The organism is Janthinobacterium sp. PLB04 (genome assembly GCF_021165895.1).
Taxonomy (GTDB): Bacteria; Pseudomonadota; Gammaproteobacteria; order Burkholderiales; family Burkholderiaceae_D; genus Janthinobacterium; species Janthinobacterium lividum.
Map to the genome: position 1 here is coordinate 4,769,966 of NZ_CP088968.1, position 12,814 is coordinate 4,782,779.

At 62.8% G+C, this 12,814-nt stretch carries 13 protein-coding genes and 1 riboswitch; of the genes, 6 read left to right on the forward strand and 7 right to left on the reverse strand.

Annotated elements, in window-relative coordinates:
- Nucleotides 1-122: 122 nt before the first annotated feature.
- Nucleotides 123-824 (forward strand): osmolarity response regulator transcription factor OmpR, encoded by a 702-nt coding sequence (ompR, locus tag LSO07_RS21020; RefSeq protein WP_223278807.1) that lies wholly within the window; start codon nucleotides 123-125, stop codon nucleotides 822-824.
- Nucleotides 825-837: 13 nt separating this feature from the next.
- A complete protein-coding gene (locus LSO07_RS21025; protein WP_034779404.1) occupies nucleotides 838-2,196 on the forward strand; it encodes a sensor histidine kinase in 1,359 nt (452 codons plus the stop codon).
- A 125-nt stretch (nucleotides 2,197-2,321) separates the two neighbouring features.
- On the opposite strand, the gene LSO07_RS21030 is transcribed toward LSO07_RS21025, so the two are convergent.
- Nucleotides 2,322-2,801: an Imm26 family immunity protein gene (locus tag LSO07_RS21030; RefSeq protein WP_034779408.1), complete on the reverse strand. Its 480-nt coding sequence runs from the start codon at nucleotides 2,799-2,801 to the stop codon at nucleotides 2,322-2,324.
- A 93-nt stretch (nucleotides 2,802-2,894) separates the two neighbouring features.
- Entirely contained in the window at nucleotides 2,895-3,200 is a 306-nt protein-coding gene (locus LSO07_RS21035) for a ferritin family protein (RefSeq protein WP_225317374.1), read from the reverse strand.
- Between the two features lie 142 nt (nucleotides 3,201-3,342).
- Here LSO07_RS21035 and LSO07_RS21040 point away from each other — a divergent pair, with 142 nt between their 5' ends.
- On the forward strand, nucleotides 3,343-4,500 hold the full coding sequence (locus tag LSO07_RS21040; RefSeq protein ID WP_034779411.1) for an iron-containing alcohol dehydrogenase: 1,158 nt from the start codon (nucleotides 3,343-3,345) through the stop codon (nucleotides 4,498-4,500).
- Nucleotides 4,501-4,578: 78 nt separating this feature from the next.
- Nucleotides 4,579-4,676, forward strand: a riboswitch (TPP riboswitch).
- An 85-nt stretch (nucleotides 4,677-4,761) separates the two neighbouring features.
- Nucleotides 4,762-6,927, forward strand: coding sequence for a TonB-dependent siderophore receptor (locus LSO07_RS21045; RefSeq protein ID WP_151096482.1), 2,166 nt, complete (start codon nucleotides 4,762-4,764; stop codon nucleotides 6,925-6,927).
- Here the strand turns inward: LSO07_RS21045 and LSO07_RS21050 are convergent, their stop codons facing one another.
- The 3 genes from LSO07_RS21050 to LSO07_RS21060 form a co-directional block, all read right to left on the reverse strand.
- Complete coding sequence (locus LSO07_RS21050; RefSeq protein ID WP_151097850.1) at nucleotides 6,928-7,476, reverse strand: AAA family ATPase; 549 nt, start codon at nucleotides 7,474-7,476, stop codon at nucleotides 6,928-6,930.
- Entirely contained in the window at nucleotides 7,476-8,087 is a 612-nt protein-coding gene (gene pnuC / locus LSO07_RS21055; RefSeq protein WP_151096483.1) for a nicotinamide riboside transporter PnuC, read from the reverse strand. The genes LSO07_RS21050 and pnuC overlap by 1 nt, the downstream gene beginning before the upstream one ends.
- 86 nt (nucleotides 8,088-8,173) lie before the next feature.
- Nucleotides 8,174-8,692 (reverse strand): DUF2867 domain-containing protein, encoded by a 519-nt coding sequence (locus tag LSO07_RS21060; protein WP_151096484.1) that lies wholly within the window; start codon nucleotides 8,690-8,692, stop codon nucleotides 8,174-8,176.
- A 67-nt stretch (nucleotides 8,693-8,759) separates the two neighbouring features.
- On the opposite strand from LSO07_RS21060, the gene LSO07_RS21065 reads away from it, so the two are divergent.
- Both LSO07_RS21065 and LSO07_RS21070 read left to right on the forward strand, forming a co-directional pair.
- The gene (locus tag LSO07_RS21065; RefSeq protein WP_151096485.1) at nucleotides 8,760-9,407 is read left to right on the forward strand and encodes a TetR/AcrR family transcriptional regulator; all 648 of its coding nucleotides are present in this window, start codon (nucleotides 8,760-8,762) and stop codon (nucleotides 9,405-9,407) included.
- 36 nt (nucleotides 9,408-9,443) lie between these two features.
- Nucleotides 9,444-9,935, forward strand: a complete 492-nt coding sequence (locus tag LSO07_RS21070; protein ID WP_151096486.1) for a hypothetical protein — start codon at nucleotides 9,444-9,446, stop codon at nucleotides 9,933-9,935.
- A 27-nt stretch (nucleotides 9,936-9,962) separates the two neighbouring features.
- On the opposite strand, the gene LSO07_RS21075 is transcribed toward LSO07_RS21070, so the two are convergent.
- A complete protein-coding gene (locus LSO07_RS21075) occupies nucleotides 9,963-10,496 on the reverse strand; it encodes a DUF4303 domain-containing protein (RefSeq protein ID WP_151096487.1) in 534 nt (177 codons plus the stop codon).
- Between the two features lie 111 nt (nucleotides 10,497-10,607).
- Nucleotides 10,608-12,755 (reverse strand): S46 family peptidase, encoded by a 2,148-nt coding sequence (locus LSO07_RS21080; protein ID WP_404811503.1) that lies wholly within the window; start codon nucleotides 12,753-12,755, stop codon nucleotides 10,608-10,610.
- Nucleotides 12,756-12,814: the final 59 nt, after the last annotated feature.

A 12,814-nucleotide genomic window follows, 5' to 3' on the forward strand; every position in this document is an offset into this window, starting at 1 on the left:
CGCCGCGCGAGGCGTTACTATAGCAACTAATATAAGATAACACGACACCCTAAATGACCACAACCTCCACTTCCGGCAGCAATACAACAACGCAATCGATCCACGGCCACCAGGCAAAAATCATGGTAGTCGATGACGATGTGCGCCTGCGCGACCTGCTGCGGCGCTACCTGACCGAACAGGGCTTCAATGTCTTCACGGCAGAGAGCGCGACGGCCATGAACAAACTGTGGCTGCGCGAACGCTACGACCTGCTGGTACTCGACCTGATGCTTCCGGGCGAAGACGGCCTGTCGATCTGCCGCCGCCTGCGCGGCGCGGGCGACCAGACGCCGATCATCATGCTGACGGCCAAGGGCGAGGACGTGGACCGCATCGTGGGCCTGGAAATGGGTGCCGACGATTATCTGCCGAAACCATTCAATCCCCGTGAACTGGTGGCCCGCATCGGCGCCGTGCTGCGCCGCAAGGGTCCCGATGAAATCCCGGGCGCACCGTCGGAAACGCCGCAAACCTTCGAATTCGGCGACTTCGTGCTGGACCTGGGCACGCGTACCCTGAAAAAGAATGGCGAAACAGTGCCGCTGACGACCGGTGAATTTTCGGTGCTGAAAGTGTTTGCCCGCCATGCGCGCCAGCCGCTGTCGCGCGAGAAACTCATGGAACTGGCGCGCGGCCGCGAATACGAAGTGTTCGACCGCAGCCTGGACGTGCAAATCTCGCGCCTGCGCAAACTCATCGAACCTGATCCGTCGAGCCCGCTGTTCATCCAGACCGTGTGGGGCTTAGGTTACGTCTTCATCCCGGACGGACAGCCGCGCTGATCGCAGGCGAGGCATGATGAAGCTTTTTCCCGATATCAGCCTGGCGCGGCTGAAAAGCGGCTTGTTCTGGCGCACCTTTTTGCTGCTCGGCACCTTGACCACGGTCAGCATGATCGCCTGGTTCAGCATGATTTCCTTCATCCAGCGCGAGCCGCAGGCGCAGCAGATTTCCGCCCAGATCATTTCCGTCGTCACCATCACGCATGCGGCACTGACGCACTCGGCTCCCGAGCTGCGGCGCGAGCTGCTGTTCGACCTCGTCAGCAATGAAGGCATCCGCATCTTCTCGCTGGAAGAGGACGACCGCATCGAGCCGCCGCCCGACAATTACCTGATGCCAGACATCGAGGCATTGGTGAAGGCCAAGCTGGGCAAGGACACGCGCTTTTCCGCGCGCGTCAACGGCGTGGCCGGCTTCTGGGTCAGCTTCAAGATCGACGACGACGAGTACTGGCTGATGCTGGACCGGGAGCGCCTGCGCGGCCTGACGGGCTTCCAGTGGCTGGGCTGGGCCAGCCTGGTGTCGCTGCTGTCCCTGCTGGGCGCCGCCATCATTTCCAGCCTGATCAATCTGCCGCTGTCGCGTTTGACGGCGGCCGCGCGCGACATCGCCAAGGGCAAGCAGCCGGCGCCGCTGCCGGAAAAGGGCCCGATCGAAATCATCGAGGCGAACCGCAGCTTCAACCAGATGGTCGATGACCTGAAACAGGTGGAATCGGACCGCGCCGTGATTTTGGCCGGCATTTCGCACGATTTGCGCACGCCGCTGGCGCGCATGCAGCTGGAAGTGGAAATGGCGAACCTGTCGGACGAGGCGCGCGAAGGCATCCAGTCCGATATCGGGCAGATGGACGCCATCATCGGCCAGTTCCTCGACTACGCCAAGCCGACGGAAGCGTCGAGCTTTACGGATGTCGACCTGAGCGGTTTGCTCAGCGACATGACGCGCGAAGCCATGCGCCTGCCGGATGTGAAGATCAACGCCAGCATCGCCGACGGCGCGCATGCGATGGGCAACCCCACCGACCTGCGCCGCGTGCTGAACAACCTGATCGAGAATGCGCGCCGCTATGGCAAGACGCCGGGCAGCGACGTGACGGAAATCGACATCGCCTGCCAGGTGCGCACCAGCCACGGCGCGAAAAAGGTCATCATCGAAGTGCAAGACCACGGCACGGGCGTGCCGGCAGAAAAGATAGAGCAACTGATGAAGCCGTTCACCCGCCTCGATACGGCGCGCGGGCAGGCAAACGGCGCCGGCCTGGGCCTGGCCATCGTCGACCGCGTGCTGCTGCGCCATGGCGCCGAATTGCAAGTGCGCAACCGCGAAGGCGGCGGCCTGGCGTTTCAGATCAGCTTGCCAGCGGCGTAGGTCGGATCAGCGAGGCCTTGCCTCGCATAATCCGACAACATTGTTGGCTGTTCCTGTCGGATTACGCGCCAGGCGCTAATCCGACCTACGCTACCGGCTCCGGCGTTTCCGCCGCCCGACAACGGTCAAGCGGACGCCTGCTCCTGCGCCAGCAATTTATTCATCAGCAATTCCGTCGCCCCGTAGCCGTACAGGGAATCGCTCTCCATGCCCGGCGTATCGAAGGGGATCGATTCCTCGCGGTTCAGCTTGGCAGGGTCGGCGTCCGCATAGCTGGCGCGCCAGGCGCGCTGCAAGGATTCATTGCGGCGGATAAAGGCCGGCATGGGCCAGGCGTCGCGCTCCCAGTGGAGGCTGTCACCCAGCAGGGGCCAGCGCTCGTTGAGCAGGGCCATGTCGCCCGTGCGCAGGCGGCGTACGGCCTGTTCCGGCCGCAAGCCTTCCAGCTCATCGAGCGTCGGCAAGCTGTCGCGCTTCGGTCCGAACATATACGCCAGCATGATGCGCCCGGCAGGCGCCCTGCGCGCCACCACGCCGACGGCATAGCCGCCGCCCGGCAAGGGCACGGCAAACCAGCTGCCTTCTCGGTATGGTAATGATCTCATCGTTGCAAACTCCCCCAAAATCGTGTCCGGGGCACAGTCTACGCGAAACGATGCGAAAGTGGCGCATGGTACGCCACAGCAACAAACCAATAGTTACAATATTTTCTCGTCATAGTGATACTGAGCAACAATCGGTCCCGCCTTGAACAGCGCTTCCTTCATGGCCGCGTCCAGGCGCGCATCGCGGCGGCGCATCCATTCGAGCAGCATGGCCGCTTCCTTGCGGCTGGTGTCGCCCGCATGCGCGAGCACGCGGCGCAGTTCCGGGTCCGTGCACGCCTCGAAGCGCTGGCTGTTCAAGTCCAGTGCCTGCAGCGCGGCGATGGTGGCGCCGATGGCGCGGTGCATGTCGAGCGCGGTGGCCGGCAAGCTGGATTCTTCCAGTGGGACGTTGGTCATGCGCATTCCTTTTCGCGTGGTGGTGACATCGGCTGCATTCTCCACCGCGCGGGCGAAAAGCTCAAGCGTCCACGACACGTTTCCACCCGTTCGGCCATAATCATGGCTCAGCAACAGCCTAAACCCCAGCGGCAGGAGCCCCATGTTCAATTTCGACTTTTACAATCCGACGCAAATCCTCTTCGGCCAGGGCCAGATCGCCGCCATCACGGCGCTGATCCCGCCGCATGCCAGAGTGCTCATGACGTATGGCGGCGGCAGCATCAAGCAGAACGGCGTCTACGATGAAGTCAAGGCGGCGCTGGCCGGCCATACCTTGCTGGAATTTGCCGGCATCGAACCCAATCCCAGCTATGAAACACTGATGCAGGCCGTGGCCATGGTGAAAAGCGAGCGCATCGATTTCCTGCTGGCCGTCGGCGGCGGTTCCGTGGTCGATGGCACCAAATTCATCGCCGCGGCCGCCCTGCATGAAGGCGAGGCGTGGGACATCCTGGCGAAAGGCGGCAAGATCGTCGAGGCCGCCCTTCCCTTCGGCACGGTATTGACGTTACCGGCCACGGGTTCCGAAATGAATGGCTCGGCCGTGATTACGCGCAAGGCCACGCAGGAAAAGCGCTCGTTCATGAGCCGCAAGGTGTATCCGAAATTCTCCGTGCTGGACCCGTCGAAAACGTTCACCTTGCCGCTGCGCCAGGTGGGCAATGGCGTCGTCGATGCGTTTGCGCATGTCATGGAACAGTATTTGACCTACCCTGTGAACGCGTCCGTGCAAGATCGCTTCGCCGAAGGCATTTTATTGACCCTGATCGAGGAAGGCCCGAAAGCCCTGTCGCACCCGGACGACTACGACGTGCGCGCCAACGTGATGTGGAGCGCCACCCTGGCCTTGAACGGCCTGATCGGCGTGGGCGTGCCGCAGGACTGGTCCACGCACGCCATCGGCCATGAATTGACGGCCTTGTATGAGCTCGACCATGCGCAAACTCTGGCCATCATCCTGCCCAGCATGCTGCGCGTGCGCAAGCAGGCCAAGCGCGCCAAGCTGCTGCAATACGCGGCCCGCGTGTGGGGACTCGACGGCGGCGACGAGGATGGCCGCATCGAGGCCGCCATCGCGCGCACGGAATTCTTCTTCCGCCACATGGGCGTCAAGACGCGCCTGGCCGACTACGGCCTGAACCACGCCAGCGTGGATGCCGTCGTGTCCGCCCTGGAAGCGCACGGCATGACGGCGCTGGGCGAGCAGCGCGAAGTGACGCCCGCCGTCAGCCGCAAGGTGCTGGAACTGAGTCTGTAGCGCAGTTTGCAAATTCCAGCCACACTGTTGTAAAACGGTCAGCCAGGAGGACAGCTGGCCGTGGTTCATGCTAAGCTGTCATTTCGCTAGGGGTCCTGGAGTCGTTATCCGGGTGAGAGATACCCTTCGTACCTGATCTGGATAATGCCAGCGAAGGAAAGCGCAAAGTACCTCCCTCCTTTGATAGCTCCTGCGTTGGCGCCAGCCGAACAAGCAGCCTGCCGTGCTCTTTACAGAGACGGCTTGAACCACGAGCAATCTATGTCTACACCGAATTTATCCGTTTCTGTACTGACCCTGGCGATCCTGCACGCGTTTGCCGCGCCTGCCTTTGCTGCGAACGACACCGCCGAAGCCACCGATCCGCAGGCCCAAAACATGGCCGAAGTCGTCGTCACGGCCAGCAAGGCGCCGGCCGCCAAGCGCGCCTCCGTGGGCGGCTTTGCCGACGCGCCGCTGCTGCAGACACCGGCGTCCGTCACCGTCATTTCGCAAAAAGACATGCAGGACTTGCAGATCCGCAATCTCAGCGATGCCGTCAAGCTCGACGCCAGCATCAATGAGTCGTACAACGCCGTCGGCTACGCGGAACAGTTCACCATCCGCGGCTTCAAGCTCGACACGAACTCCAGCTACCGCAAGGATGGCGTGGCCATTCCTGGCGACACGCAAATTCCGCTGGAAAACAAGGAACGCATCGAAGTATTAAAAGGCCTGGCCGGCTTGCAGGCAGGCGTGGCCGCGCCTGGCGGCGTGATCGACTTCATCGTCAAGCGCCCCACCGCCGCACCGCTGCGCACCGTCACCGTGGAAGCGCGCGAACGGGGCACCCTGTATGGCACCGTCGACCTGGGCGGACGCCTGGAAGACACGCGCTTCGGTTACCGCGTCAACGTGGCGGCCGAGCGCCTGCGTTCCTACATCAAGGGCGCGGACGGCAACCGTCGGTTCATTTCCGGCGCCTTCGACTGGCAGATTTCCCCGCAAGCCCTGCTGCAGCTCGACGCCGACTACCAGGACAAGGCGCAGGTCACGGCGCCCGGCTTCCAGCTGCTGAGCAACGGCAGCCTGCCGGCCAACGTCAGCGCCGACACCATGCTCAACAAGCAGCCGTGGACGCATCCGGTGGAAACCGTCACCAGCAACCTCGGCCTGCGCTTCCAGTACGCCTTCAATGACGACTGGCACGCCACCCTGTCCGCCAACCAGCACTCGTTCAAGCGCGACGACTACACGGCGTATCCGTATGGCTGCAGCCCGGAAAGCTGGGCGCCCGTCTTCTGCAGCAATGGCGATTTCTCCGTATGGGACTTCCGCAGCCTGGGCGAAACGAAAAAGCCGCTGAGCGCGCAAGCCATGATCCAGGGCAAGTTCGCCACCGGCAGCCTGCGCCACGAATTCACTGCCGGCGTGTCGTACTTCAACCGCAAGGACCGGGCCGGCAAGTACGTGTACGACGAAGTGGGCATCAGCAACATTTATCGCCCCGTCATCGTCGCGCCATCCGACGGCGTCACGGGCCCCGTACGCCTGGTACGCAACGACAAGGAAAAATCCGTCTTCGTGCAGGACATCGTCAGCCTGGCGCCCAACTGGAAGCTGCATGGCGGCCTGCGCCACATCAATGTGGATGGCTACCAGTATGTGCTCAAGGCCGACACGGAAATCCGCGCCAAGCACGACTTCCTGTTGCCGAACGTGGCGCTGGTGTACAACCCGCAAGACAATATCGCCGTGTATGCATCGTATTCGCAGGGCATGGAGCACGGCGGCACGGCCGACCGCTACGCGGAAAACGCCAATGTGGAACTGACGCCGAGCCGCTCGAAGCAGGTCGAATTGGGCGTGAAGGCGGACCTGACGCAGGACTTCATGGTGGCCGCCACCCTGTTCCAGATCCGCAAGGGCCTGGAATTCAACCAGTACCTCGACAGCAGCATGAGCACCTACAACTTCGTGCGCGCGGGCCAGGCCCAGCACCGTGGCCTGGAATTGTCTGCCCAGGGCAAGGCATCGGCCAACCTGAACCTGGGCGCGTCCATCACGGCCCTGAACAGCCAGCAATCAGGCACGGGCAGTGCGGACTACGATGGCAAGCGCGTGCCCAACGTGCCGGCCTTCAAGGCGGCCGTGCACGCGGACTACGCCGTGCAGCAGGTGGCGGGCTTGAGCGTGAATGGCAGCTGGGAATATGCGGGCAAAAAGGCGTTTGAAAACAACAACACCACCTTCGTGCCTTCGTACAGCGTGTTCAACCTGGGCGCCGCCTGGGCCACGCGCCTGGCCGGCACGCCAGCCGTGCTGCGCGCCACCGTCAACAACGTGACGGACAAGTTCTACTGGCGCGATGTGACTCCGGAAGCAGGCGGCTACCTGTTCCCGGGTGCAAGCCGCACCTTGAAGGTGTCGGCGCAATTCGACTTTTAATTAAGTTGACGTAAAGGCAGGCGCCGCATCGAGCGCCTTCTGCAGCAAGGGCGCCGCCTGTTCCAGGCGCGCCTCCAGGCTGTCGTGCAGCACGTGGTAAGCGATGCCGCGCGCATCGAGCTCGTCGAGCAGATAGCGGTAGATCAGCTGGCGCACGGCTTCCGACTCGCGCTGCAAGCCGTCGGCCACCCACGGGCTGTCGGGCGCCGTCACCAACGTCAGATCGTACTGCGTGGCATCGGCCAGCGCCGCCAGCGGCGCATCGGCGCCATTGAAATAATGGCGGCTGTAGACCACCGTCATCAACGGCGTCGTATCGCAAAACAGGAAATGGCGCGCCTGCGCGGCGGCAGCCGCTTCGCGTTCGACTTGCGTTCGCGCAATGCCAAACTGGTCGGCCGCGACGGGCACCCGGCCCTGCTTCTCGACAAATTCGCGCAAGTATTCCGGCACCCAGACGGTGCCGTAGCGTTCGGCCAGGGCCGCTGCCAGGGTCGACTTGCCCGACGATTCCGCGCCCAGGATGGCCACGCGCACGCAACGCTCCATCACTTGAGGACCATCGCATCGGGCGCGGCCGGCGCTGCTTTTTTCCACGCCAGCAAGCCGATCGTGGCCATGACGACAAACACGGCATACAGGATGGCCGTCAGGGTCAGGTCCTTGTGCAAGTACAGCCACACGTACAGCACGTCGACGACGATCCAGACGATCCAGTTTTCCAGCTTCTTGCGCGACAGCAGGAATTGCCCCACCAGGCTGCCTGCCGTGAGGAAGCCGTCCGCATGCGGCACGTCCGTATCCGTCGTCGTCAGCAGCCAGGCGATCAGCAGGAAACCGACCAGCCAGCCGCCGGCGCACGCCATCCAGCCGCGTCCATCGAGGCGCGTGACGGGCAAGGTCTTGCCGCCGCTGGCCGGGTGCAGCCACTGGTACCAGCCCCAGAACGAGACGCTGATAAACAGCAGTTGCAAGGCCATGTCGCCATACAGGCGCGATTCGAAAAACACGAAACCGTAGGCGGCCGAGGAAATGATGGCGAACAGCCACGCCCAGTGATTCTGGCGGATGTTCAGCGCAACGGTTGTCAATGCCAGGACAAAGGAAATCAGTTCAAGCGGCGTGGTGGCAAAACCCAGCAGGAGAAGCGTATCGTTCATGGGAATCGTGATGAGGCTGGTGGTGCAGTATGCAATACCAGCCATGAATAAGCAAGATTGCCCGCACCGCCGCAGCCCTTCCCTACTCAGGCAAAGCCCCCCTTGACGGCGCGCGCCAGCGTACGCCGCACGATCAGCTTGTGAAATGGCCGGATCACCAGGATGTAGGTACGCCCTATCCAGTTATGGCAATGCACGACGGTGGAAAAGGTGACGCTGCCATGCAGCCCCGCGTCCCGGTTGCGCAGCACGGACAAACGGAAATCCAGGTGGCTATCGTCCTCGCCCACGATGATTTCATCATCGCTGACGGCAAAGATGCGGAAGATGCCGATGCGTCCATCAGGCTTGGCCGCCAGCTGTCTTGCCGTCTTGATGCCGAAGGGCGAGACTATCGTGTCGCGCACCGCCAGCAGCCACTGCGCCCAGCGCGGCTGGCTGCACAGCACCACACGCGCCAGGGCCTGCATATCCATCTGCCGTACACCAGCGCTGGGCAGGCCGACGGCATACGCGTCGGCCAGGTTGCTGCCCGGGTACAAGGGGGCGATGCTGGCGCCTGGCGGCAAGGCCACGGCGCGTACCACGTTGCTTATCTCTTGCATGTGCTCTCCATGTGTTCAGTGATAACATGGCCATCATACACGACAATGTGAACAGCGATAACATAGAATGACAAGCACAAGTACTTACCATCACGGCAACCTGCGCGACACCCTGGTCGCCGCCACCATCGCTCAACTGGCACAGCAAAGCGACGCCACCCTCTCGCTGCGCGAACTGGCGCGCACGGTGGGCGTGTCGATCGCCGCCGTGTACCGCCACTTCCCCAGCAAGGAAGCCTTGCTGGCCGACGTGGCGGCAGCCGGCTTCGCCAGCCTGATCGCCAAATGGGAGGCAGAACTGCCGCCGCAGGGCAGCCTGCCCTCCGAACAGCGTTTTCAGTTGCTGGGCCAGCAATACATCGAATTCGCCCTGGCCGCTCCGGCCCACTACCGGCTGATGTTCGAACACCAGGACGTGCGCCAGTTCCCCGCCCTGATGGAAGCGGCGCAAGCGTGCTTCCAGTACGTGCTGCAGACGGCCGGCGCGGCCGTGCGCGAAGCGGGCCTCGACCCGCGCTGGGACAAGGCCGCCGCCAGCGCTGGCTGGTCGCTGGGCCATGGCTACGTGATGCTGCTGCTCAGTGGCCGCCTGGCCATGGCGGACGGCGGCAACGATTTGTCGCCGGCGATGGTGCCGCGCTTTTTCCAGTTGCCGGTGGAGGCGTTGCGGCAGGCTGCCTTGCCAGGCGGGACAACCGCAATCAAGTCAGATTGACCCAGTGATCGGCGAGTGCCAACGTCAGGAACTTTCATGCGCAACATATCGATAGACACGCTCTCGGTGACCGCCAGGCAATGCATTGCCGTAAGCTGCCTGCAACGCTTTTGCCAGCGCTTTGACATTCACCATCCGGCGCTGTCCGCGTTCACCGGGCACGTGTGGAAGGTGGCGCAGCTCGCGCCTGGGGATTTTGCGGCATGGGAGCATGGTTTTGCTTCCCTGGCGGTGACCGGCATGGGCGACCCCTGGCCGGATGACATCCGCCTGGCCATGCCCGGGCACCTGCTCGGTACGCTGGAGCAGCTTGTCGGGCATGTGCTGGAAACGAGCGCCTGCACCTGGCATGGCGATGACCTTCCGGCAAGCCGGAGGCAGCTGGAAGCCGTGCTTGATATCTGTGCCAGGCACGGCGTGGCGGCGCCACCGCTTGCGCACTATGTGCAGCACGATGCGGCGCTGCGCGGCGGCTGGGGGCCGGTGCTGACGGACGGGGAAGTCAGGCGCTGGCAAGCCCTGCTATAGCGCGCGGCTTGCAATGGCGGCGGAGGCTCACGCCGGCAGGCCCTGGCGCACCTGATCGAGCAGCCGCTCCTCTTCCTCCGTATCCGCGTCGATTTGCGTGACCACGGTCCAGAATCGCGGGCAGGTCTTGATCTGCTCGAAAGCCTGGCTCGTTTCAAGCCGCACCATGGTTTTCCTCAGGCTGTGCAAATAGCCCTCCTCGATGGCATCGAGCAGCTCGTCATCGGCAGCGTCAATCAGATCGAGCAGCGCGCCTTCAATCCTGGCATACCCCTCCTCCCACAGCTGGCCGATTTCCGGCACGTCGACTTCGATGCACTCGTTCGACCAGTCCGGAGAATAGTAATCGCGCTCCCGGTTGGCGGGATTGGTGTCAAAGCTCAGCGAAAGGGATGGAAACGATACGGCGTTGAAGGCAAAGGCGGAAAATGCCTGATCCTTGAATGGGGACGCGCCCAGCAAGGCCAGCGACGCGCTGGCCAGCTTGAAGCAGGTTTCTTCGACGTCATAGGCAGTTTCAAATGTCTGCCAATCAAGGGGCAAAGCGGGAGTCGTGGGCATGGCGGGCCTGTCGGAAATGAATAAGGATGAATGGGAATTATACGTGGCGCCGCCGCAAAAAAGCCGCATCGACCCTGCGGCGGATGCGGCTTTTATCCCAGCTGGGAAAAATTACTTCTTGGCAGCCTTCGGATACTTGATGGTCATTTCCTGCAGCAAGTTATCCGCATGGTCCACTTCCTTCATCACCCACAGCATGTAGCGGATGTCGAGGTGGATGGCGCGCGTGATGGCCGTGTCGAAGTACCAGTCCTTGGTGATCGATTCATACGTCGAATCGAAGTTCAGGCCGATCAATTCGCCACGCTTGTTCATCACTGCCGAGCCGGAATTGCCGCCCGTGGTGTCGGCGCTGGTGAGGAAGTTGACGGGCACCGTGCCCAGGGCCGGGTCGCGGAACTGGCCGTAGCGTTTTTGCTTGACGGCGTCAATCAAGCCTTGCGGCGCTTCGAACGGGGCCTTGCCCGTGACTTTCTCGACGATGCCTTCCACGGTCGTGAACGGTCCCTTGGTGATGCCATCGCGCGGCGAGTAGGGCGACACGGTGCCGTAGGTCACGCGCAGGGTCGAGTTGGCGTCAGGATAGACCGGTTTGCCTTGCGACTTTTTCCATGCAATCACGGCTTGCATGTATTGCGGAATCACGCGTTCCAGGTTGCCGTCGATTTCCTTGCGGCGCTCTTCCAGTGCCGCTTCGACCGGCTGCAGCTTGATGGCCAGCGCCATGAAGGCATCGTCGGACTGGGCAACAGCGGCCTGGTCCTTTTCCAGCCAGGCCAGGCGCTTGGCCGTATCAGCCAGTTGCGTCTGCTGGTACAGGGCCGCCACGGCACCTGGCGCCGGCAGCAGCGCGTCCAGGCCTTGCGGATGGCTCTTCGCCGCCAGTTGCGCGTAGCGCTTCAGGCCCGCCTCAAAACGCGCCTGGTCGACCTTGTTGACATACGACTGTTCCAGGCGGGCCAGACGGGCCTTGATGAAAGCCAGGTCGCGCTGCTGGAAGCCCGATTCGCGCTCGGCGTCCGCCTTCTGGCGCTCCAGCGACAAACGGTAGAGGGTGCGCGCGCTTTTCAGCAAGTCGCTGTTGGTGGCCACGCTCCAGGCGAACTCTTCTTCGCTCAAGGCCATGTCGCTGGCGATCGCCGCGTCCAGTTCGGCCAGCAGGGTCGGCGACACGTTCGGCTGCTTCGCATACCAGGCGCGGAACTCGGCATCCTGCACGTCCTTGATGGCGGCGATGTCCTTGCGCGCGAAACCATCGAGCAAGCCCTGGGTTTTCTTCAGCACGTTGTTGATGCTTTTCACGACGCTCGCATAGCGCACGGCAGCGGCAGCGTCGCCATTCGTGGCGTCAGCCATCACGGCCAGGTCCGCTTGCAGTTCCGACACTTTCAGGGGGAAGGCCGTATCGCGCGCGAAGCGGATTTCCGCCGGCAACTTGTAGCGGCTGGTGCGGCCGGGGTAGCCCGCCAGCAAGATGCCGTCACCGGCTTTCAAGCCTTCGGCCGAGACCACCAGGAAATCCTTCGATTTGTACGGCACGTTGTCGGGCGACGGGTCGGCCGGACGGCCATCCTTGCCCACGTAGGCGCGCAGGAACGAGTAATCGCCCGTGTGGCGCGGCCATTCGTAGTTGTCGGTATCGCCGCCGAAGTTGCCGATCTTGTCCGATGGCGCGTACACGAGGCGCACGTCGCGTATCATCATCTGGCGGATGCGGTAGTACTCGAGGCCGCGGTGGAAGGCGGGCACGGAGCAGCGGTACATCTTGTCCGTTTCGCATTCGGCGATCAGGTCCTTGACGCGCTTTTCCACGGCTTCGTGGCGCGCGCGGCCGCTCATGTCGGCCGTCAAGCCTTTCAGCACGCGGTCGCTGACGTTCTCCACCTTGTCCGTCACATACACGAGGCTGTTCGGACCGCCCGGCAGCTCTGCGGCGCGCGTCTTGGCCAGGAAGCCGTTGGTGATGTAATTGTGTTCCGGCGTGGAATTGCGCTGCACGGCGCCATACGCGCAATGGTGGTTCGTCACCACCAGGCCGGCGTCGGAAACGAAAGCGGCCGAGCAGCCGCCCAGCGACACAATGGCGCTCATCGGGTGCTTGCTCAGGTCAGCCAGTTTTTCTGCAGGAATTTCGATGCCGACCCGTTTCAGTTCGGCTTTCAGCTGTGGCAATTGGTGTGGTTGCCACTGCCCTTCGTCGGCGTGTGCGCCGGCGAACGCGCCCAACAAGGCGACTGGTAAAACGATTGTTTTGAACAAGATATGCCCCTCCATAAATAGCAGGCGAAAGTATAGCCTGTCCAGGCGGCATGAGTCGG